Below are 23561 nucleotides of genomic sequence, written 5' to 3' on the forward strand. Positions count from 1 at the left end.
GTGCATTCCCAGGCTGCGGCCGGATGCGCCCTCCCGCGCATCCGGCCTGCTACGGCATTACTTGGCTTCAACGAAGATGTATTCCGCGCCCTTGGGCTGGACGATGGTCTGCACGCGCGCGTTGTCGGCAGCATTGCCGATGAACAGCACGCGCACACCCTTCATCGAGTCCGGTGCCACGTCCTTGAACGCCGCATCGATCAGGTCGGCCATCTTGCTGGACGCCGACGAACCGAAGGCCAGCATGTTGCCCGGCTGCACGCCACGCGCGAGCGCGGTCTTGACGCTTTCCAGCTGACGCTCGTAGCTGCCGGCAAATTCGGCGTCCGACTCTGGCGGCAAGTAGTACAGGAACGGGCTGTTGGTGGTGGTGCCCAGGTTCTGGCCGACCACTTCCTGCAGGTACTTCTTCCAGCCGGCGTTGTCGTCCTTGGCCGGTGCGGTCAACGGGGCCGGTGCGGCGGCAGCGGTCGGTGCCGGCTCTTCTTTCTTGCAGGCGGTGACCGCCAGAGCGGCGATCGAAGCGAGCGCCAGAGCGCGCATGGTGTGTTTCATGAAACTCCTCCCTTTGAAATGCATGTGGTGATGTAACTGCAGATGATCAGGCCTGCGCGCGGGACTGGCGCACCTGCCGCAAGGCCTCGACAACCGATGCCGGCACGAAGCCGGACACATCCCCGCCCAGCCGCGCGATTTCGCGCACCAGCGAGGACGAGATGAAGCTGTATTGCTCGGCCGGGGTAAGAAACAGCGTTTCCACCTCCGGGATCAGATGGCGGTTCATGCTGGCCATCTGGAATTCGTATTCGAAGTCGGACACTGCCCGCAGGCCGCGCAGCAGCACGCCGGCACCCATCTCGCGCACGAAATGCGCCAGCAGGGTATCGAAGCCGCGCACTTCCACATTGGTATGCGCCGCCAGCGCTTCCTGGGCCAGCGCCACGCGGCGCTCCAGCGACAATGCCGGGCCCTTGGAGGGGCTATACGCCACACCCACCACCACGCGCTCGAACAACGGCGCGGCGCGATTCACCAGGTCGATATGCCCGTTGGTGATCGGGTCGAAGGTACCGGGATAGACGGCGGTGCGGCTGTTGGCAACGCTCATACGGAGACTACCGGGGTCGGATCGCTCTTCAGTGTAGCAGCGGCCCGGCGGTACAGCGCATAGCGCACCTCACGGGTGGCGCCCTCGCGGTGCAGATGCCAGCCGGCCGGCAGCAGCGGCGGCGCATCGGCGGGCGCTTCCAGGTACAGCCAGGCGTCGGCCGCCACATGCGCCGGCAGGTGCTCCAGCACTGCCGGCCACAGCCCGGCCGCGAATGGCGGGTCGACGAAGACGATATCAGCCAGCGCTGCGGGCGCACGCTCCAGCCAGCGCACCGCATCTTCCTGCAGCACCTGCACCTGCGTGGCGGCATCCAGCCGGGTCACGTGCTCGCGCAGCCGCTGCACCAGACCGGGGTCGCGTTCGATCAGGGTGGCATGCGCAGCGCCGCGCGACACCGCCTCCAGGCCCAGCGCGCCGGAGCCGGCGAACAGATCCAGCACGCGCGCGCCGGGCAGGCGCGGCATCAGCCAGTTGAACAGCGTTTCGCGCACGCGGTCGCTGCTGGGGCGCAGGCCGGGCAAGCTGGGCACCGCCAGCCGCGTATTGCGCCAGCGCCCGCCAACAATACGCACCTGGCCTTCCGCGCCACGCGAGGCCGGGCGCTGCAGGCGGCTCATCGCCCCGCACCTGGCGAGGGCGGGCGGGTGCAGCACGGCAGCAGCGCAGTTGGCGACATGGCTCAAGGCAGGACGAATGGCCGGCCATGATACCGCCGCCATCGCCGCAGCCGCCCTGCCCCGCGCCAGCCGCCGCGGGCGGCACATTCGCGCAGGCCCGCCTTGAAAAATCGGCAGAAGGCCGCATCCCCCAGGCCATCGGCCGCGTTGCGGCCTGGACCACCACGGAGCACGACCCCAATGACCGTTGAAACCGACAAGCAGACGCTCGGCTTCCAGACCGAGGTCAAGCAGCTGCTGCAGCTGATGATCCATTCGTTGTACTCGAACAAGGAAATCTTCCTGCGCGAGCTGGTCTCCAATGCCGCCGATGCCGCCGACAAGCTGCGCTTCGAAGCCTTGGTCAAGCCCGAGCTGCTGGAAGGCAGCGGCGAGCTGCGCATCCGCGTCGATTACGACAAGGACGCGCGCACTGTGACCATCGACGACAACGGCATCGGCATGAGCCGCGAGGAGGCGGTCTCGCACTTGGGCACGATCGCCAAGTCCGGCACTGCCGATTTCCTCAAGCACCTCAGCGGCGACCAGAAGAAGGATGCCAACCTGATCGGCCAGTTCGGCGTGGGCTTCTATAGCGCCTTCATCGTCGCCGACCAGGTGGACGTGTATTCGCGCCGCGCCGGCCTGCCGGCCAGCGAAGGCGTGCACTGGTCCTCGCGTGGCGAAGGCGAATTCGAGATCGCCAGCGTCGACAAGCCCGAGCGCGGCACCCGCATCGTGCTGCACCTGAAGGAAGGCGAAGAATCGTTCGCCGATGGCTGGACGCTGCGCGGCATCCTCAAGAAATACTCCGACCACATCGGCCTGCCGATCGAGATGCGCAAGGAGCATTACGGCGAAGCCGCCGACACGCCGGCAGAGCCCGAATGGGAAGCGGTCAACCGCGCCAGCGCGCTGTGGACGCGCCCCAAGTCCGAGATCAAGGACGAGGAGTATCGGGAGTTCTACAAGCACATCGCCCACGACGCGGGCAACCCGCTGGCCTGGAGCCATAACAAGGTCGAAGGCAAGCTGGAATACACCTCGCTGCTGTTCGTGCCCGGCCGTGCCCCGTTCGACCTGTACCACCGCGACTCGGCCAAGGGCCTGAAGCTGTATGTGCAGCGCGTTTTCATCATGGACCAGGCCGAGCAGTTCCTGCCGCTGTACCTGCGTTTCATCAAGGGCGTGGTGGATTCGTCGGACCTCTCGCTCAATGTCTCGCGCGAAATCCTGCAATCCGGCCCGGTGGTCGATTCGATGAAGTCGGCGCTGACCAAGCGCTCGCTGGACATGCTGGAAAAGCTGGCCAAGGACAAGCCGGACGACTACGCCACGTTCTGGCGCAACTTCGGCCAGGCATTGAAGGAAGGTCCGGCCGAGGATTACGCCAACCGCGAAAAGATCGCCGGCCTGCTGCGCTTCTCGTCCACGCACGACACCACCGGCGCACAAAGCGTTGGCCTGGCCGATTACGTGAGTCGTTTGGCTGAAGGCCAGGACAAGCTGTACTACCTCACCGGCGAAAGCTACGCGCAAATCAAGGACAGCCCGCATTTGGAGGTCTTCCGCAAGAAGGGCATCGAAGTGCTGCTGCTCACCGACCGCATCGACGAATGGCTGATGAGCTATCTCACCGAATTCGACGGCAAGTCGTTCGTGGACGTGGCGCGCGGCGACCTGGACCTGGGCAAGCTGGATTCGGAAGAAGACAAGAAGGCGCAGGAAGACCTCGCCAAATCCAAGGAAGGTCTGGCTTCGCGCATCAAGGCAGCGCTGGGCGACGACGTGGCCGAAGTACGCGTCTCGCATCGCCTGACCGATTCCCCGGCGATCTTGGCCATCGGCCAGGGCGACCTGGGCCTGCAGATGCGTCAGCTGCTAGAAGCCAGCGGCCAGGCGGTGCCGGAAAGCAAGCCGGTGTTCGAGTTCAATCCCACCCACCCGCTGATCGAGAAACTCGACGCGGAACAGGATATGGATCGCTTCGGCGACCTGAGTCGTGTGTTGTTCGACCAGGCTGCGTTGGCTGCGGGCGATAGTTTGAAGGATCCGGCCGCGTATGTGCGGCGGTTGAATAAGTTGTTGTTGGAGTTATCGGTGTAAGCGCTGCGGTGATGGAGCAATGAGCAAAGACCGGCGATTCCGCCGGTCTTTGCATTTGGGCTCAGGCACCGCGCCAGTTAGTGCGGGTGCTTTTACAGCCGGAGTGCTTGGCAAACGGATATAGCCCCCATATGCTTCTTTCACGCAAGCCTCACTACAGCTGCGTGCAGAAAATTACACTACAAGGAAAGTGAAGCAATGAAAGATCTTGCGCAAAGGCCACCACCCGAAAAAATTCTCCATGGCGCTAGGTTAAGATTTTTGATTGCACTCGTCGTGATGTGCTTTTGTTTCATCCCGATGCCAAAAGCTCAAGCTGTTGACTCAGTTTTGTGCAATGCGGGCACAAGCCTATGTGACCAAGGGCAGGCCTATCTCAATGCTTTGAGAGAAGGCAACGAAGCGATTTGCGGATACGGAGCAATAAACACCCACAGCGGTAAAGTAAATGATCGAACATTTGATCAGCGTTACGAAGCAGTCGTCGAATGCTATCGTGCGTTTGATAACTACACTTGGATTTCTTATCTAGACAGCAGTTTCTACGCTTCCACCTGCACCGCCCGCCCTTCCATTGCCCCAGCAGCCGGCAGCACCGACAAAGTCTGTCAACAAGGCTGCGAGTACACCGTCGGCACCAACGGCGGCCAGCCAGTCGCCACGCCCAACGGCGCAGTCTGCGCATCTCCTCCCTCCATCGATCCTGGCAAGAACAACGGCTGTTGCGACGCCACCACCGGGCCGACCACGGCCGGCAACCCCGCGAACGTGTTCACCGGGACCAAACTCGAAACCGCAGTCGATTACCGCGCCCCGGTTGGACATCTGGAGTTCGTACGCTATTACAGCAGCGCAGCTGGCTTGCAGCCCGTTACCACACTCGGTTCCACATGGCGGCATAGCTACGCACGTGCGTTGACTGTGGCCGATGCAGCAACCGTGGTCCTGACCCGTCCCAGCGGCAATTTTTACACCTTCAAGAAGTCTGCCAACGGGACCTGGACGCCCGACTGGGACGTGCGCGAAGTGCTGACCGAACTCCTCGACAACGGTGTGCGGACCGGCTGGCAAGTCACCACTGCAGACGATACGCAAGAAACCTTCGGCCCCGACGGCAAACTGACCGGCATGGCCTACCCGGATGGCGAGCGACTGACGTTGACCTATGCCGGCACGCAATTGCAGTCGGTGCGGGACCTGCGCGGCCGGCAAATCGTGTTTGCCTACCAAGCCGGCAGGGTGGCCCAGGTCACGCTACCCGATGGTGCAACCCTCGGTTATAGCTATGACACCCAAGGGCGCTTGAGCTCGGTGGCCTTGCAGGCGGCAGGAGCATCGGCCTCCTCGACGGTGGCCAGTTATGGATATGCCGATTCACGCTTTCCGGATGCGCTGACGACACATCGCGATGCACAAGGCCAGGTCTATGCGTCATGGAGCTACGATGCGCAAAAACGTGTGACCCGCAGCGTGCATGGCAATCCGGCAGGAGCGATCGACCAATTCACGATCGCCTATGCAGGCGCCGCCTCTACCGTCACCACGCCATCAGGAAACACCATCACGCGCACTGGCCTGTCCAAGCTCGGCCAGGCCAAGGTGGTCGCAGTCCAGGGGCTGTGCCCGGAATGCACGAGCGCATCGTTCCAGTCCCGCAGCTATGACGGGAATGGCTATCCCGATCTGGAAGTCGATTTTGCCGGCGTCTCCACCGACTGGACTTACAACTATCGCGGTCTCCTGACCAGCAAGATTGATGCCGCCAACGATACGGCCGGCCGCAAGCGCACGGTACAAACCGATTGGCACGCCAGCTTGCGTCAACCTGTAGACCGCCGCAGCTATGACGCCGCCAATGCGCTGGTGGCCAGGACAACCTGGACCTACAACGCCAGAGGCCAGGCACTGACCATCTCGCAACTCGACCCAGCTGGAAGTCCCTCCCGGCTCGTTACGCAACGTTATTGCGAAGAGGCCGATATCGCCACCGGCGCCTGTCCGCTGGCGGGCGTACTGCTCTCCAGCGATGGTCCGCGCAGCGATATCGCCGACAGCACGCGCTACAGCTACTACCTCAGCGATGATGCGAGCTGCGCCGCAACACCAACGACCTGCCCGCACCGCAAAGGCGACTTGTGGAAAGTCACCAACGCCCTCGGCCAAGTCACCGAATACCTCGCCTACGACGGCGCCGGCCGCCCGCTGTCCATCAAGGACACCAACGGCATCGTCACCGACTACACCTATCACCCGCGCGGTTGGCTGACGGCCGCCAAGGTGCGTGGCGCCGATGCCTCCAGCGAGGCCGATGACCGCATCACCCGCATCGATTATTGGCCCACCGGCCTGGTCAGGCAGGTCACCCAGCCCGATGGCGCGTTCACTGCCTTCAGCTACGATGCGGCGCATCGGCTGACCGACATCACCGACAACGCGGGCAATACCGTCCACTACACGCTGGACAACGCCGGCAATCGCATCAAGGAAGACACCAGCGATGCGTCGGGCACGTTGAAGCGCACGCTCTCGCGCGTCTACAACCAGCTCGGCCAACTTAAGACCCAGGCTACTGCGGCCAGCGACCCCACAGACTTCGCGTACGACGCCAACGGCAACGCCACCACCGTGACCGATGCGTTGGCGACCGCGACGCAGAGCGAGTACGACCCGCTCAATCGCCTGTCCCGCACGCTGCAGGATGTCGCCGGCATCAAGGCCGACACCAAGTTCGCCTACGACGCACTCGACAACCTGACCAAGGTCACCGACCCCAAGGGCCTGGACACCACCTACGAGTACAACGGGTTCGGCGATCTGGTGAAACTCACCAGCCCGGACACCGGCGTCACCCGCTACGCCTACGACAGCGCCGGCAACCGCGCCACCCAGACCGATGCGCGCGGCAACACCACCGCCTACAGCTACGACGCGCTCAATCGCCCGACCAAGGTCACCTACCCCACCACCAGCCTCAACATCACCTACACCTACGACGCGACGCAGACGGCCTGCGCCAGCGGGGAGACCTTTTCGATCGGCCGCCTGACCAAGATGCAGGACGGCGGCGCCATCACCCAGTACTGCTACAACCGCTTCGGCGACTTGGTGCGCAAGGTGCAGACCAGCAACGGCACCGCGTTGGTGCTGCGTTACGACTACACCATCGGCGGCCAACTGCGCCGCATGACCTATCCCGACGGGGCGGTGGTCGATTACGTGCGCAATGCGCAGGGCCAGACCACGCAGGTCGGCGTGAAGGCCGCCGGCGGTAGCCGCCAGGTGCTTCTGGGCAATGCCACTTACTATCCATTCGGCCCGGCTGCCGGCTGGACCTACGGCAATGGCCGCACCCTCGCCCGCCACTATGATCTGGACTACCGCCCGCAGGCGATCCAGGACACCCGCCCGGGCGGTCTTGACGTAGGCTTCGGCTTCGACCCGGCCGGCAACCTCACCGCACTGACGCCAGCCGGCAATTCAACGCCGGAGATCGGCCTGGACTACGACGCGCTGGGCCGCCTGACCGGTCTCACCGATGGTGTCACCGGAACTGTCATTGACGGCTACAGCTATGACGCCACCGGCAACCGCCTCAGCGCCAAGGTCGGCACGGCCACGCAGGCCTACACCTACCCGACCGACAGCCATCGTCTCAGTGCCGTGGCAGGCGTCGCCCGCAGTTACGATGCCGCCGGCAACACCACCGCCATCGGCACCGCCCGCCAATACACCTACGACACCAGCGGCCGCATGACCCAGGCCCGCCGCGCCGGCGCGGTGACCATGAACTACCGCTACAACGGTAAAGGCGAACAGGTGCGCCGCTTCCTCGGCACCACCAACACCTACACGCTCTACGATGAAGCCGGCCACTGGCTGGGCGACTACGACAGCAACGGCGCGCCCAAGCAGCAGGCGATCTGGCTGGACGACCTACCAGTCGGCCTGCTAGCCAATGCCAACACGCTGCACTACATCGAACCCGACCACTTGGGCAGCCCACGCGTGGTGATCGACCCCACCCGCGATGTGGCGGTGTGGGCATGGAGCTTGAAGGGTGAAGCCTTCGGCAACACCGCGCCGAATCAAGATCCTGATGGGGATGGTGCGGCACTGGTGCTGGATATGCGGTTTCCGGGGCAGCGGTTTGATGCGGCGAGTGGGTTGAATCAAAATGGCAACAGGGAATACGAGGCATCCACGGGGCGATATTCGAAATCTGATCCGATTGGCCTGCGTGGCGGTATCGGGACATACAGATATGCCTTCAACAATCCATTGATGTGGATAGATCCTGATGGCTTGCAGGCAACAATGATATCACAGGGCCCAGGGATGACCGGCCCCGTGGGTGTCTACAACCCATATGGACCTAACAACCCAAACGATGCAAGCACCCAGTTACCTCAAGGCGGTTCAATTAATTTACCCCAGATACCAGAAATTACAGGAGACAGCCTACTTGAGTCGCTATACAAAATGTCGCCCTTGAGCGCCATCAGTCAGTTAGAACAAGCCATCAGTAATAGCATCAATAATTGCGATGATAATGATCGCTGTGAGCGAGAATGGCGTGAGGCGCGCCGAGTATGTCGTCAGCTAATTTTTGAGCAGTTGCAGCAAGCTGCCGGACGCAGAAAAAAAAGAAGCGTGACCGGTGTCACAGGAGGATTCACTGATATCGAGCAATGTGCTCGCGGCCTAGTTAGTCAACAATGCGGTGGAAACAAGGTGCAGAGATGAAAAAAATTCCAGAAACCGAAGGTGATCTTGAGGAAATTCTGCAAACTGCGGAAAAGTTCAAGACTACTGGTGATTTTCAGTCCGCGCTTGAAGTTTGCCAAATACTTTTGAATGAGCCAGCAACCAACCTAGCAGGGTTGCGTGCCCGGGCTGACATATATTCCGACATGCGCGAAAAAGAACTGGAACTTGCTGATCGCGAATCCCTTGCCAATCTTGGCTCAGAGGAACCGGGCGATTACTATGAGTTGGGTATTGGCTTATGGCGCTCAGGCCGATTCCCTGAAGCAGCGACGGCTTTTTCGGAAGCAATAAGCCTTGGAAATAAAGAGGATTTTGATTACTACACAAACTCATCTCGCATGCATTTAGTAGCAACCCTACTTAAATTAAAAAGATACGATGAGGCATCAAGAGAGTGTTTATTAATACCTGACAACTACTCTTCCTACTTACCTAGCGGAATGATGACAAAAGAGCAGCTAATGGAGATCCTAATGTAGCCAATCAACTTAATTTCATTAGACCACCTTCCGTCACCAAACATCCGACCCACCTATCAAGCAGGCAAAAGATGAGTTTGGACTTTGGCCGGATCGATACCATTCTTAAAATCAAGCCAAGCTCCGACACCTTGGGCCGCCTCACAGCGCTCAAGGACGGCCGCACCGGCACGCTGATCGACGGCTCCACCGGCAACCGCCTCAGCGCCAGAGTCGGCACGGCCACGCAGATCTACAGCTATCCGACCGACAGCCATTGCCTCAGCGCCGTCGCCGGTGTGGCACGTAGCTACGACGCCACCGGAAACACCACCGCCATCGGCGGCACCGCCCGCCAGTACACCTACGACACCACCGGCCGCATGACCCAGGCCCGCCGCGCCGGCGCGGTGACCATGAACTACCGCTACAACGGCCGTGGCGAGCAGGTGCGCCGCTTCCTCGGCACCACCAACACCTACACGCTCTACGATGAAGCCGGCCACTGGCTGGGCGACTACGACAGCAATGGCGCGCCCAAGCAACAGGCGATCTGGCTGGACGACCTACCGGTCGGCCTGCTCGCAAACGCCAACAAACTGTGTCGACTCCCCGCAATTCAATGCCAGCTAAAACTAGAGGTCTGCGGTTGATGTTGATCACGGAACTCAGCGGGCGTTAGTCCGCCCAGGCTGTCGTGCGGGATCTGTTGGTTGTAGTCGGCAAGCCAGTGTTCGGTCTGTTCGCGGACCTCGCTCAGCGTGCGGAAGAGATGCATGTCCAGCACGCCGCGCCTGTAGCTGCCGTTGAAGCGTTCGATAAAACCGTTCTGCATCGGACGCCCCGGTTCAATGAAGTCCAAGGCGATGCCCTTACGCTCGGCCCACTCGGACAAGGCCAGCGCGACAAATTCCGGCCCGTTGTCCAAACGTAGCTTGTTCGGATAGCCGCGCCAAGCTGCGATGCGTTCCAACGTGCGGATGACGCGGGCGGCCGGAAGATTCAGGTCCACTTCGATCGCCAAGGCTTCCCGACTGAAATCGTCGATGACATTGAACGTGCGAAAACGCCGACCGTCCCATAACGCATCGGACATGAAGTCGATCGACCATCCAGCATTGGGTCGATCACCGCAGGCCAGCGGCTGTGGATGACGCGTCGGTACCCGGCGCCTGCTGCGACGACGTTGATTGAGCTTCATCAGGCAATACACGCGCCAGACCCTCTTGTGGTTCCACACATGTCCGCGACGGCGGATGATTTGAAAAAGTTTTCCAAATCCACGCTCAGGAAAACGCTCGGCCAACTCGGACAACAGCGCGATAACCTCATCATCCCGATCGGGACGACGCTGATAGCGCATCGTCGAGCGCGCCACGCCAACCACCGAACAGGCCCGGCGCTCGCTCCAGCCATGCTGCTCGATGAGCCAGGCCAGAAGCGGGCGCTTGTGCGCCGGGTCTACAGTTTTTTTGCGATGACATCCTTCAATGCATGGTTTTCCATCGCCAGCTCGGCGTACATGCGTTTGAGCTTGTTGTGCTCGGTCTCCAGGTCGCGAAGGCGCTGCACATCAGCGGCCTCCATGCCGCCGTACTTGGATTTCCAGACGTAGTACGTCGCATCGGAAATCCCTAGCTCACGACACACATCCTTGACTTGGCGGCCACCCTCGACCTGCTTCAGCGTGGCGACGATCTGGCTATCGGTGAACTTGCTCTTGCGCATTGGTGGTCTCCTTGATGGCTAGTGTGCCCGGAGACCTCTAGTTATGGCTGGATCAAGTTTACGGGGAGTCGACACTTAGGAATTATAGGTGGCGGCGGAGAATACACGCTAAGCAAAAAGAACTCGGAAATCATAAGCTTTAAGGGGTATGAATAAGTTCTTTCCGGACAGGGCCCTCGTCGATTACGTGCACAACGCCCAGGGCCAGATCACAAAGGTCGACGTGATCCCTGCCGGCGGCAGCCGTCAGCTAATGCTGGGCAATGCGACCTACTACCCGTTCGGCCCCGCTGCCGGTTGGACCTACGGCAATGGCCGCATCCTCGCCCGCCGCTACGATCTGGACTACCGCCCGCAGGCCATCCAGGACACCCGCCCGGGTGGGCTGGACGTCGGGTTTGGCTTCGACCCGGCCGGCAACCTCACCGCGCTGACGCCCGCAGGCAATCCCGCGCCGGAGATCGGCCTGGGCTACGACGCGCTGGGCCGCCTGACCGGCCTCAAGGACGGCCGCACCGGCACCCTGATCGACGGCTACAGCGTTGATGCCACCGGCAACCGCCTCAGCGCCAAGGTCGGCACGGCCACGCAGGCCTACACCTACCCGGCCGACAGCCATCGCCTGAGCGCAGTGGCCGGCGTGGCACGTACATACGATGCCACCGGCAACACCACCGCCATCGGTGGCACCGCACGCCAATACACCTACGACACCACCGGCCGCATGACCCAGGCCCGCCGCGCCGGCGCGGTGACCATGAACTACCGCTACAACGGCCGTGGCGAGCAGGTGCGCCGCTTCCTCGGCACCACCAACACCTACACGCTCTACGATGAAGCCGGCCACTGGCTGGGCGACTACGACAGCAACGGCGCGCCCAAACAACAGGCGATCTGGCTAGATGACCTACCAGTCGGTCTGCTGGCCAACGCAAGCAAACTGCACTACATCGAACCCGATCACCTGGGCAGCCCGCGCGTGGTGATCGACCCCACCCGCGATGTCGCAGTGTGGACGTGGAGCCTGAAGGGCGAAGCCTTCGGCAACACCGCGCCGAATCAGGATCCGGATGGCGATGGGGCTGCGCTGGTGTTGGATATGCGGTTTCCGGGGCAGCGCTTCGATGCGGCGAGTGGGTTGAATCAGAACTACTTCCGGGACTACGAAGCGGCTACCGGTCGGTATGGACAGAGTGATCCGATTGGATTGAAAGGCGGGACAAGCACATATAGCTACGTAGCGGCCAATCCGATCAACTCTCTGGATCGGAACGGCTTACTGGGAACCCCAGGACCTGGCTATAGATTCGAAAATCACAAGGAGCTTGCCCGGGCCGAGGCGATTGCAAAGCTGCAAAGGTGCAATGTAGAAGATTGCGATCCGGGCAACCCTTACAAAATAACCGAGTCGCAGAAGGCGGAGGTAATCTCCAAAGTGATGTTCGCCACCATCTATCGTGACAACTCTGTCGGAACCTGCGGTTATGCAAATCCAAATTTGGACCCAAATGCTATCGGCATCGGCAATGCCATCTTCTCAGGAGCAGGATGCTGCTCAATGGCCTCGGTCATCGCCCATGAGGCTGTGCACTTGGTACTTGGCAGCCCACTTTCGCTTAGCCTTCAGCAAAACTACGAGGGCGTCGCTAGATACTTGCAGCAAAAATGCTTTGGCTGCGGATCTGCCTTTGAATAATATTTTCAAATACCTGCTTATCTTTTTTACGGGCAGCATATCCATGCTAACAACGGCGTGTGGGCGAGGCGACATCGAACCGCCCACGCAAATTAGCGCGGGCAGCGATTATGGCGATCTTGGAAAATTTCATAATTGCCAGGCCATTGCCAGAAGACAACTCTCCGACATTGAGAAGTGTGAAATTAACTTACTCAAGAAAGAGTGCACCCCTTCTGCCGATTGTCTGATCACGTGCCAATCCAGTCCCGATGGACATAAGGTAGGCGGAGGCTGCTACCACCTCTGCTTTAGTACTGTAACTGGCCACAACTGGAGCGAAAGACCTAAAGCTGATTTCAGCAGCTGCGACGCCCAGTCAAAATGAAATAAAGGACAGTACGGAGGCCTGAAAAATCCATATCCATATCCATATCCATATCCATATCCGTAGCCGGCCACACTGTTAGCGGTTGCGCGCAGTGAGCTGAACTTGAGAACCTTCAGGAGCTCTTTTGCGGATAAAAATCGCAACGGATCGCACGATCAGGATATTTGCCCTGGCCGCTGGTACGACAAAGCTTACTTTTCATCTGATCCTACTCCACTCATTTTGCACAGTTGACATCCCAAGCAACCAGTAGCAACCTCTACCTCAAGGAGCGTAGAAACTCCTCTAGTAGCGGTACCCACCTCCGTGAAACCGGTGGGTTTTTTGTGCCTGTTCGCAGGTGCAAGCCGACGCGATGCCTGCGTCGGGAGGGCGGCTAATACAACACTCCTTCGGGAGGAATACGCCCGCCGACTACTAGCGGTTTCTAACCTCCCGACATCCCGTCGCCGGCCGGCGACGGTGCCTGTTCTTCGAAGGAGGCGTTGTTATGGCAGATGTATCGATAATGGAGATTGGTGTACTTCGTCGCTCCGTGATGCTGGTGGAGGTGAGGCTATGAGCCGAGCGCAATCACCAACCGCGAATCGTTCCAAGCCGAACGCCAATCGCACCACTATAGCCAAGCGAGTGGCCAAACCGGCAACAGACGCGCCGCCCATGCGGCTGGCGCCCTCGCCCACGCTCGATGTGGACCACCTCGCCTTCGACCACCGGACCGCAGTGCATCCGGATGATATTCCGCCGAGGCGGCCTCGCAAACCCCGCACACCCACGCGCTGCACGGTGGGCTATGCATTCTACGATGCGGAGCCGGGCAGGCCGCACAGCCAGCGCATCCCCAGTGTGCGTTTGCGCGGGCTGTGACTGGAACGGTTGGGGTTTGCGGTTGGCTGCAAGCTGCGGATCACTGCGCGTAATGGCGAACTGGTGGTGACGGTGGCGACGCCCCCCCGATTTTGAGTAGCACCTCAGTTTGGAGTCCAATTCCCTAACTCGAGGAGATTGGACGTGAAGAAGCGTTTTTCTGAAGAACAGATCATCGGCTTCCTGCGCGAAGCTGATGCCGGTGTGGCGATCAAGGACCTGTGCCGGCGGCATGGCTTCAGCGAGGCTTCCTATTATCTGTGGCGCAGCAAGTTCGGCGGGATGAGCGTGCCCGATGCCAAGCGGCTCAAGGACCTTGAGTCCGAGAACGCGCGGCTGAAGAAGTTGCTGGCCGAGCAGCTGTTCGAGAACGACCTGATCAAGGATGCACTGCGAAAAAAGTGGTGAGCGCACCGGCGCGTCGCATGCTGGTGCGCGAGTGGATCGGGCGTGGTGCCAGCGAGCGTCGTGCGTTGGCAGTGATCGGCATGAGCGCCAGTGCGCTGCGATATTGCCCGCGCGAAGATCGCAACGTCGAACTGCGCGAACGCATCTGTGCGTTGGCGCATCGCCATCGCCGTTATGGTGTGGGGATGATCTATCTCAAATTACGACAGGAAGGACGCATCGTGAACTACAAGCGTGTGGAGCGGTTGTACCGCGAGCAGCAGCTGCAGGTCCGGCGCCGCAAGCGCAAAAAGGTGCTGATAGGAGAGCGTCAGCCGCTGCTGCGGCCATCGCAGGCCAATCAGGTGTGGTCGATGGATTTCGTGTTCGACCGCAGCGCCGAAGGCCGAGTGATCAAGTGTCTGGTGATCGTGGACGATGCAACCCACGAAGCGATCGCCATCGAGGTGGAGCGCGCAATCTCGGGCCATGGCGTGACACGCGTGCTGGATCGGCTGGCGCACAGTCGCGGCTTGCCACAGGTGATCCGCACAGATAACGGCAAGGAGTTTTGCGGCAAAGCGATGGTGGCCTGGGCACATGCGCGTGGCGTGCAGTTACGGCTGATCCAGCCTGGCAAGCCAAACCAGAACGCCTACGTCGAATCGTTCAATGGCCGGCTGCGCGACGAATGCCTCAACGAGCACTGGTTCCCAACCCTGCTGCATGCGCGTACCGAGATCGAACGCTGGCGACGCGAATACAACGAGGAGCGACCCAAGAAGGCCATTGGCGGCATGACGCCATCTGCGTATGCCCAACAGCTGGCCAACACCGATATCATCAACCCCGGACTCTAAACCCGGCCGCTACTCAGAGCGGGGGGGCGTCGGTGGCGGAGGATTAGCTCGCGAGTGAGTAATGCGGCCTTTCTGCACTGCTGAAACCGCACAGGGGGCTTCGCCGCCGTATCCTCACCCCCACCCCTCTCCCGCCGGGAGAGGGGCTTGATGGTGCATGCTTGAGTTCTTACGCGTAGGTGCGGGCGCGGTTTCTTCGCTCTTTGGTGCCATGCGCTCTGCAGAGGTCGCGCGAGCACTTCGTCATACTTTCAAGATGCGCTAGCTGCAGCGCTCACGCCGACGCCAGCACCCAACACCCAAATGCAGGCCCTGCCGAATAACCGGTCTCCGGTTCGATGCGAATCTGCAGGGTGTCGCGACCGGCGACCGTTGCTGGCAATGCGTAGTCCACATCGACGAAATCCAGGCCGCGGTTGCCGTCGAGGCGTTCGTTGGCGATGAGTTCGCCGTCGGCGAGGAGGCGGAAGCGGCGGCGGGTTTCGTCGCCCCAGTAGCGCAGGCGCAGGATGCGGGCCTGGGCGGTATTGCGCAGGGTGAAGGCCATGAAGCCGCCAGTACGCACGTCGCGGCCGGGCCGGCGGCGGTAGCTGAGCGGGTTGGAATTTTCCCCCTGCAGTGCATGCGCCTTTTCGGAGGCTTCATCGCCTAGCGCGATGCGATCGAGCGCTAGGGTGTCGAGTGCGTGTTGCGCCGCCGCTTCTGCCGCCAGTTCGGTCTGGCGTTGCTGCCATGCGGCGGCGTCGCGGTGTTCCAGGTAGACCGCGCTGCGGCGGTCGAACTGGGCGTAGAACGGGGACAACTGCCACTGCTGCACGCCATCGTTGTAGACGAAGGCTGTCTTGCCCGGCACCGGCTGCAGGCGTTGCAGGATGTCCTGCCCCCCGATCAATGCCGGGGTCTTGCCCGACCAGGGCTTGGCGGCATCGCCCAGATCCACGGCAAGCACCAGCGGCCCGCGCAGCACCGAGACCCAGGCGGGATCGTCCGGGGTCGCTTCCAGGCGCAGCGGCATGTCGAACGCCAGGCTCAGGGTGTCGCCGCGCTGCCAGACGCGCGTGATGCGCAGATAGCCATCGCTGGCGGCGGTATCGACAGGCTGACCATTGAGTTGCAGGCGCGGCTGTTGCGCCCAACCTGGCACGCGCAGTGCGAGCGTGCGTTGCTCGGCCGGCGCAGCATCGATGCGCAGCGAGGCGCTGCCCTGCTCCGGCAAGGCGCTGTGCAAGGTCATGTCCAGGCCGGCGGCATCGCGCACCGTGGAGGGCACATATAAATTGACGAAGACGCCCTGCCCGTCCTGCCAGTAGATGGAATCGCCAAATTGCGCGTGCGCTTCCATGCCGCTACCAACGCAGCACCAGAAATCGTCGAACGGCGACGACCAGCCACGCGCTTCGCCGGCCAGCAACGGCGTCATATACGTAAACATGCCGGTGCGTGGGTGCTGCTGCGCCATCACGTGATTGAGCAAGGTGCGCTCGTAGTAGTCGAACAACTCAGCCTGCGGGCCCCACTGATACAGGTGACGGGTGAGCTTGAGCATGTTGTAGCTGGCGCAATGCTCGCAGGTCTGCTCGGTGAGGAACTTTGAAATGCTGTCCGGCTGCTGGAAATATTCGCGATCGCCATTGCCACCGATCACATAGGTGTGGTGGTCGGTGACGGTGTGCCAGAAGAAGCGCGCTGCGGCACCGGATGCGGCATCGCCGGTGACTTCGTACTCGCGCGCCAGGCCGATCAGTTTGGGGATATTGGTATTGGAATGCTGGTGGGCCAGCTCGTCGCGCTGGGCGACCAACGGGTCGAGCACGGCGTGGTGATGCAGGCGCTGCGCCAGCGCCAACCATTGCGCATCATTGGTTCGCACATGCAGTTCGACGAACGATTCGTTGAGGCCGCCGAATTCGCACGACAGCACTTTTTGCAATTGCGCCTCGTCTAGCGCGGAGAAGATGCCTTGCAGGTATCCAGCCAAGCTCACCGCCACCTGCAGCGCTTGCGCGTTATCGCAATGCGCATGCACGTCGAGCAGGCCGGCGAACAATTTGTGCCACGTGTACAGCGGTGCCCAGCTGCCGTTGAGATAGAACGGCGCCGGGTCGATCTTGCCGCGTTTGAGCTCGTCCAAGACCGCGCGCCCGCTTTCGATCTGCCCGGCTGCGTTCTTGCGCGTGAAGCCGGCCACGTAGCCATCGCCGGCATGCGCCTGGCAGCGCGCCAGTTCGCCGACCAGATACCCGGCGCGTGTGCGGCACTGCGCATCGCCGGTTTGCGCGTGCATGAGCGCCAGCGCACTGAGGTAGTGGCCGAGCGTATGCCCGGCGATGGTGTCCGCCTCCCAACCGCCATACGCTGGCGCCTTCGGGTCGAGGCCGGCATACAGCACGAAGTTGTGCAGCAAGCGGTCCGGCTGCAGCCGCATCAGATAGCGCCGGTTGGTGTGCAGCGCATCCAGGAACAGCGATGGCGTGAGCCTGACCTGGGCAAGCGGCACCGCGCGCACGCTGCCCGGTTGTGCAGCGCTGGCCTGGGCCGGGAACCTCAGGAAGCCGGCAGCTACCGCCAGGCTGCTCCAGGCCAGAAAGCGCCGCCGCGACAACGACGGCGTGTGGTTGCAGGTCGATTCGCCTAGGTGTGCTTCCGTCATGGGATCAGCTTAGCTCCTGAGAGCGCGCATGCTCGCGCGCGTGGTCGCAACAATGCGATCGCAACTGCCCTGGCAACGCTTGCGGTGACGTGGCATTTGCACAACCGATCGCACCCGGCCACGCAGCGCAGCGAGACAACCGCGCACTCAGAACTTCACCGTCGCGCGTGCCCAATAAAAGCGGCCGAGCAGATCGTAGGTGGCCACATCGGTGTTCGCATTGCCCACATTGTTGGCGTAGTACAGCGGCGGCTGCTTGTTGGCGATGTTGTCCACGCCGACCTCAAAGCGCGTATGCCACGGCTCAACGTTATAGCCAAGCTGCAGGTTGTTGTAGACGTAGGCACCGATATTGCGCACCACGGTCGGTTCGCTGGAATCGGCCGACAGGCTCTGGTCCGGATCCGAGTTGCCGATGGCGGTATGCCCCACATAACGGATGCGCCAGGTGGCGCTCCAGTCATCCAATGCCCAGCTGACCGTGCCCAGTGCGCGCCAGCGTGGGAAGTTGCCGTAGGCCTGGGTGTAGCGGCCCACGTTGTGGATGGTGACCGAGCTGGGGTCGGTGGTGTCGGGCAACACGTCGTAACGGGTGAGATAGGTGCCGTTGAGGCCGGCGGTGACATTGCCCCATGCCATGGCAGGCAAGCGGTAGGTCAGGTTGAAGTCCATGCCCTTGGCCCACAGTTTGCCCAGATTGACGGTGGGCTCGGCGATGTAATTGATGGTGCCGTTGCCGTTGCGATGGATCAACGCGCAGAACGCGCTGGCCGAGTTGGCGAAGCATTGATTCAGCACCGTCTGCGCCGACACCGTGGTGATGGTGTCTTCCAGATCGATGCGCCACCAGTCCGCACTCAGCGACAGGCCGTCGATCCACTGCGGGTCGTACACAAATCCGACGTCGTAGGACTTACCGGTTTCCGGCTTGAGCTGGTAGCCGGCGACTGCCGCGCCGGAGACCTTGCCCGACACCTGCCCGTCCGATTGCTGGTAGCTGCCATCGGTGGGCACATTGGCGCAGGCCACCGTGTTGCCGCCGGTGTAGCCGTTGCACGGGTCGTTGACGGTGGCCGCGTCGCCGGCCACGCCGGCATACAGCTCGTTGATGTTGGGTGCGCGAAACACTTGCGAGACGGTGCCGCGCAACAACAGGTTTTCGACGGGGCGGTATTCCAGCGACAGCTTGCTATTGGTCTTGCTGCCCACCGAGCTGTAGTCGGAAAAGCGCGTGCCCACGGTGATGTTCAATGCATTGATGCCGGGCAGATCCTTGAGCAGCGGGAACAGCGCTTCGGCATAGGCCTCCTTGACATCGAAACTGCCGCTCAAGCTGGACGAACAGAATTCGATCACGCCGCACAGGCCATTTTCATCGCCGGTCCAGAGCGGGTCCGAGGCGGTGGTGGAGCGTTCCTTGCGGTACGAAATGCCAGCCGCCAGACTGGCCTCGCCCGCCGGCAACTCGAACAATGTGCCGTTGGCATTGGCTTCGAATTGCTTGACCGTGTACACGCTGGTGACAATGGGGTTGACCACCATGCCCTGCAACGTGGCCAGGTTGGCGCTGTCGTTGAGGTTGAAGAAATTCAACGGCGTACAGCCGGCAATCGCTGCACCCGCGCTGCCGCACTTGACCACGCCATCGCTATCCAGAAACGAGGGACCGATGGCCTGATTGAACGCGGCATAGTCGAGAAAGCCGTTGTTGATCGACTTCTGCTTGACCTTGCCGTAATTGAACGTGGCATCCCACTGCCAGGAGCTGTCGCCGAAACGGCCGCGCAGACCCGGGCTGATCTGGAAGTTGTAGGTGTTGTATTGGTAGCGGCGGTTGCCCAACACGGTGGCGCGCGTATTGAGGTCGTTGTAGGAGGTGCCGGTGGTGCGATCGGTGCCGAAATTGACGCCGAACGGGTTGTAGTAACTCTGCGCCGAGACCAGGATGTTGTCGCCGTTGGAAAAGATCGGAATCGGCGCAATGATCGAGGCCGATTCGGTTTTACTGAACCAGGTATTGACGTAGCCCTCGACGCTGTCGCTGAAGCGATACGTGCCCAGCAGGAAGGCATTCGTGCGTTTTTGCGGGGTCTGCAACAGGTTGAACGGCTGGTAGTTGTAGGAATCTGCAGCAGCGTTATAACAGTGGAAATCGCCAGGACTCGCCCGCCCGCTGACGCCGCTGTTGAGGGTGACGCGCCCGCAACCATTGGATTGTGCGAGCAGCTGCGATTGATCCGAGCCATCGTTGAAGTTCACCGTGCCGGTGGGCGTGGCCGAGGAGCCCTGCTTCACCGGTTGACCATTGGTCAGCGCGAGCGCGTCCTTGGAGTAATCGCGCGCCGCTGCCGAGACGGCATCGATGTTGTGATACGACAGGCCGCCGATCAGGCTGCCGCGCTCCCAGGTCTTGCCGGCGGTCAAGGTGAAGTTGCGGCGGTTGCCGTCGCCCTCGCTGCTGGTGCCGAAGTCGCTGCTGAACTGCACGCCATCGAAGCGCGAACGCAGGATGAAGTTGACCACACCGCCAATCGCATCGGAGCCGTACACCGCAGAGGCGCCATCGCTAAGCACCTCGATGCGTTCGATCATGCTGGAAGGAATGGCATTGACGTCGTTGTAAGCCAGGCGGATGCCATTGACCAGCACCAGCGTGCGCTTGTCGCCCAAGCCGCGCAGCGAGATCGCCGAGGCGCCGGTGCCGCCGCCGTTGTTGGTATACGGATTGGTCGCATTGCCGGCGATGGACGGCAGTTCCTGCAACAGATCGCCCACGGTCGCCTTGCCGGTGGCAGCGATCTGCTCCTGGCTGACGGTAACCACAGGATTGGCGGTCTCGGTATCCACCCGGCGCAAACGCGAGCCGGTGACCACCACGCTGTCCAGCGTCTGCGTCGCATCGCCACCGGCAGCTTGCTGCGCAGCCACCGGCGCAACCGCACCTGCCGACAGCACCAGCAGCAGCGCGGTGGTGAGCATGCTCGGCAACGGCCGCGTGGTGGCGCTGGTCGTGCGAGTCAGAGGCAACGGCAACATCGGCATGCAAGGCTCCTGAGTGTGACGAAAGACAAACCGTGGGCAATACCTGCCCGTGCCGGCGTACAGCGGCGCAGGGCGACGTAGATGGCAGACGTACGCTGCAACAAACCGCTGGCACGGTCGTGTTGCAGAGGCGCAGACAACGTGCGACGCAGGCGACCGAACAGTCGCGCAGCAACGCGTGTTACCGGAAAGGTGGTGCATTCCTCACTGGATGCGCTTATGCGCTCCAGTTTTCATCAGCTGGTCACAATGTGCCTGTGCGCAGACGCCACGTCTTGTCGCATTTGGCGAACGCGCATGCGGAAAACAGCATGGTTCGCAACTGAACGATCACGTGTGGCGGCATGAGCGCGCTCGAGCCCGCACGCATTGGCACCGCTTGCGGCGATGGGAGTGCAGATGAAGCTGACAACGATCGATGCGCGGACGGGGGCATTGGGCCCGATGTGCCGCGCACGTCAACTCGCTGCACGCGACCGGCAGCGCGCGCATCACCGCACCGATGCGGCCGGCGCTGCGACGTTGCGATTCCACTCCGGCGTTGGTGCCTGCTGCATCCAGCGCAGGAAGAAATCCAGCAGGCGGCGCCTGCCGTAGTCGCCACCGGCACCGTGATCGCCGCCCGGCACGACCAGCAGATCGAAATCCTTGCCGGCCTTGATCAGGCGGTCGGCCACCTGGAAGGTACTGGCCGGGTCGACATTCATGTCCATGTCGCCGGTGACCAGCAACAGATGCCCCTGCAGGCGCGCGGCGTTCTCCACATTCGACGATGCGGCGTACCACGGGCCGACCGGCCAGCCCATCCACTGTTCGTTCCACCAGATCTTGTCCATGCGGTTGTCATGGCAGCCGGAATTGGCCACACCCGCCACATAGAACTCCGGATGAAACAGCAGCGCCCCCAACGCGTTCTGCCCGCCTGCCGAGGTGCCGTACACACCGACACCGCCGCCGATGTCGTACCACGGGTAGTGCGCCGCGGCTGCCTTGTGCCAGGCGATACGATCCGGCAACCCGGCGTCCTTGAGGTTGCGCCAGGCCACATCGTGGAAGGCGCGCGAGCGGTTGTTGGTGCCCATGCCATCGATGGACGCTACCGCAAACCCCATCCCGGTGAGCGATGGTGTGGCGGTGGTAAAGCTCTTGGGAACGAACGAGCCCTGCGGTCCGGCATAGATGTCTTCGACGACCCGGTAGCGCTGCTGCGGATCGAGCTGCTGCGGGCGATGGATGACGCCCCAGATCTCGGTCCTGCCGTCGCGCCCGGTGGTGTGAAACGGCAGTGGCGCCTGCCACCCTGACGCCAGCAGGCGGGTCAGGTCGGTGCGCTCCACCGTGCGTGCCAGGCTGCCATCTGCGCTGCGCCGCAACTCCAGCACCGGGCCCAGATCCACGCGCGAGTAAAGATCCAGTAGCCAGGTTCCATCCGGCGAATAGCGCACCTCATGATCGGCAGCCAGCGGCGTCAATGCGGTAAGCCCGCGGCCATCCAGCCCGATGCGATAGGCATGGCGATAGTACGGGTCCTCGCCGGGCTGCATACCCGAGGCGGTGAAATACACCTGCCCCGCTGCTTGGTCGATGCGATCGAGCTTGCGCACCACCCAGTCGCCACGGGTGACCTGGCGAATCACCTCGCCGTTGTGGCCGTCGTACAGATACAGATGCTCCCAGCCATCGCGCTCGGATGCCCACACGATCTGCGCGCCATCGTCCAGATCCTGGCGTGCGTGCTTGCCGCCGTTCTCATGCTCGCCACTGAGCTCGGAGTATTCGATGAAGGTGGGCGATGTCTCTTCGATCAGCGTGCGCGCGGCGGCTGTGCGTGCATCCACCTCGATCACCCGGTACAGCTGGTGACCGCGTGCGTTGTATTCGAAGGTGAAACCGCGACTGTCCTTCCACCAGACCATTTCGCTCAAGGTGAAGGCATTGGGCAGCAAGGTCATCGCCACCGGATGCGCTGCGTGCGTGGCAAGATCGAACAAGACCGGCTGCATCACCGGCAACGCATCGCCTGGCTTGGGGTAGACCTGCTGATGCAACTTCGGCTGCACCTGATCGGTGGGCGCCGACTCGATGTAATAGACCATGCGCGGCGGCGGTGCCTTGACCCGATATGCCGCCAGATGTTGCGAATCCGGCGACCACACCACGCTGTCGAGTGCGTAGTAGTCATCCGTGCTGCCGTCGTGGCTGAGCACGCTGCGCTCGTGACTGCCAACCGGCGCAATGACCAGATTGCCCTGCTCCACCCAGGCACGCCAGCGGCCATCCGGCGACGTCCTGGCCTGGCGTTCGCCCTGCTTGAGCGGCAGGCGCATGTCCATCGATTCGGCCGGCAGGTCGCGTTCGGGCAGGTGCGCGCAGCGATAGCCCAGCAGGTCGCATTGCCAGCCCAGTTTCGCCAACTGGAAACTCAGGCGCTGCCGTTCCAGGGTGGGCTCGTCAAGCTGCAGTCGCGCTGCGTCGACCGCCTTGGCACCGGCCCGCGTCAATGCTGCGGCCAACCGCGCGTGATCGAAGGCCAGTGTGTTGCGGCCACTGGCCGCCTCCACCAGGCGGTATTCGATCGCCGGCAGCTGCTCGCTGCGCGCCACTCCACGCCGATAGAGAAAATGCCCGGCATCCACCCACACCGGCGCCGTAGGCCGCCGGTCCACCAGCGAGGCGTAGTGATCGGACAAGCCCATTGCCTGCGTGTACTGCGCCGGCGTGGGAGCGGAGAGTGGCGCCGCAGTCACCGGCACGATGTGCGCCAGTGCGAGAGACACGCACCAGATTGCGATGGTGCGTAAGCGCATGGAAGGGATGTGTGGCACCTGTGACCTCACCGAAGGTTCGAGAAGACAGCGTGGCG

General features: G+C 62.0%; 12 protein-coding genes and 3 pseudogenes. 8 read left to right on the forward strand and 7 right to left on the reverse strand.

The window, feature by feature from the left end; all coding sequences use genetic code 11:
- Positions 1-57: 57 nt before the first annotated feature.
- Genes ACDH77_RS12165 through rsmD form a run of 3 tightly spaced genes read right to left on the reverse strand, consistent with a single transcriptional unit; the run spans position 58 to position 1794 of the window.
- Positions 58-555 (reverse strand): hypothetical protein, encoded by a 498-nt coding sequence (locus ACDH77_RS12165; protein WP_005931897.1) that lies wholly within the window; start codon positions 553-555, stop codon positions 58-60.
- Positions 556-601: 46 nt separating this feature from the next.
- Positions 602-1108: a pantetheine-phosphate adenylyltransferase gene (coaD, locus tag ACDH77_RS12170; RefSeq protein WP_008574388.1), complete on the reverse strand. Its 507-nt coding sequence runs from the start codon at positions 1106-1108 to the stop codon at positions 602-604.
- Complete coding sequence (gene rsmD / locus ACDH77_RS12175) at positions 1105-1794, reverse strand: 16S rRNA (guanine(966)-N(2))-methyltransferase RsmD (protein ID WP_031423154.1); 690 nt, start codon at positions 1792-1794, stop codon at positions 1105-1107. Before rsmD ends, coaD begins: the two co-directional genes overlap by 4 nt.
- Positions 1795-1968: 174 nt before the next feature.
- On the opposite strand from rsmD, the gene htpG reads away from it, so the two are divergent.
- The 4 genes and pseudogenes from htpG to ACDH77_RS12195 all read left to right on the forward strand — a co-directional run.
- Positions 1969-3873, forward strand: coding sequence for a molecular chaperone HtpG (gene htpG, locus ACDH77_RS12180; RefSeq protein ID WP_372353470.1), 1905 nt, complete (start codon positions 1969-1971; stop codon positions 3871-3873).
- 198 nt (positions 3874-4071) lie between these two features.
- Positions 4072-8616 carry an RHS repeat-associated core domain-containing protein gene (locus tag ACDH77_RS12185; protein WP_372353471.1) on the forward strand — a complete coding sequence of 1515 codons (4545 nt, stop codon included), beginning with the start codon at positions 4072-4074 and terminating at the stop codon, positions 8614-8616.
- On the forward strand, positions 8613-9119 hold the full coding sequence (locus ACDH77_RS12190) for a hypothetical protein (RefSeq protein WP_126952847.1): 507 nt from the start codon (positions 8613-8615) through the stop codon (positions 9117-9119). Before ACDH77_RS12185 ends, ACDH77_RS12190 begins: the two co-directional genes overlap by 4 nt.
- 125 nt (positions 9120-9244) lie before the next feature.
- Positions 9245-9700 (forward strand): annotated as a pseudogene (locus ACDH77_RS12195) (RHS repeat-associated core domain-containing protein); the annotation flags it as partial.
- A gap of 17 nt (positions 9701-9717) precedes the next feature.
- On the opposite strand, the gene ACDH77_RS12200 reads toward ACDH77_RS12195, so the two are convergent.
- Positions 9718-10826, reverse strand: a protein-coding gene (locus ACDH77_RS12200) for an IS3-like element ISXca2 family transposase (RefSeq protein WP_087944180.1) whose coding sequence is annotated in 2 segments (ribosomal slippage) — positions 9718-10574 and positions 10574-10826 — 1110 coding nt in all. Because the reading frame shifts where the segments join, the coding sequence is not laid out codon by codon here.
- A 160-nt stretch (positions 10827-10986) separates the two neighbouring features.
- Between ACDH77_RS12200 and ACDH77_RS12205 the strand changes: the two are divergent.
- From ACDH77_RS12205 to ACDH77_RS12220, 4 genes and pseudogenes are all read left to right on the forward strand, one after another.
- A pseudogene (locus ACDH77_RS12205) lies at positions 10987-12522 on the forward strand (RHS repeat domain-containing protein); the annotation flags it as partial.
- Positions 12515-12889: a hypothetical protein gene (locus ACDH77_RS12210; protein WP_127171639.1), complete on the forward strand. Its 375-nt coding sequence runs from the start codon at positions 12515-12517 to the stop codon at positions 12887-12889. The pseudogene ACDH77_RS12205 and the gene ACDH77_RS12210, both read left to right, overlap by 8 nt.
- A 561-nt stretch (positions 12890-13450) precedes the next feature.
- Positions 13451-13855, forward strand: a pseudogene (locus ACDH77_RS12215) (SymE family type I addiction module toxin).
- A 48-nt stretch (positions 13856-13903) separates the two neighbouring features.
- Positions 13904-15006 (forward strand): IS3 family transposase gene (locus ACDH77_RS12220; protein WP_094030629.1). Its coding sequence is split into 2 segments (ribosomal slippage): positions 13904-14162 and positions 14162-15006, totalling 1104 coding nucleotides; the frame shifts between segments, so codons are not numbered across the junction.
- A 274-nt stretch (positions 15007-15280) separates the two neighbouring features.
- On the opposite strand, the gene ACDH77_RS12225 is transcribed toward ACDH77_RS12220, so the two are convergent.
- The 3 genes from ACDH77_RS12225 to ACDH77_RS12235 form a co-directional block, all read right to left on the reverse strand.
- Positions 15281-17656 carry a beta-L-arabinofuranosidase domain-containing protein gene (locus ACDH77_RS12225; RefSeq protein WP_372353472.1) on the reverse strand — a complete coding sequence of 792 codons (2376 nt, stop codon included), beginning with the start codon at positions 17654-17656 and terminating at the stop codon, positions 15281-15283.
- A gap of 147 nt (positions 17657-17803) precedes the next feature.
- The gene (locus ACDH77_RS12230; protein WP_122272659.1) at positions 17804-20698 is read right to left on the reverse strand and encodes a TonB-dependent receptor domain-containing protein; all 2895 of its coding nucleotides are present in this window, start codon (positions 20696-20698) and stop codon (positions 17804-17806) included.
- 491 nt (positions 20699-21189) lie between these two features.
- Positions 21190-23505 carry a DPP IV N-terminal domain-containing protein gene (locus ACDH77_RS12235; RefSeq protein WP_372353473.1) on the reverse strand — a complete coding sequence of 772 codons (2316 nt, stop codon included), beginning with the start codon at positions 23503-23505 and terminating at the stop codon, positions 21190-21192.
- Positions 23506-23561: the final 56 nt, after the last annotated feature.

It is taken from the genome of Xanthomonas axonopodis pv. maculifoliigardeniae (assembly GCF_041519315.1).
Lineage (GTDB): Bacteria > Pseudomonadota > Gammaproteobacteria > Xanthomonadales > Xanthomonadaceae > Xanthomonas > Xanthomonas euvesicatoria.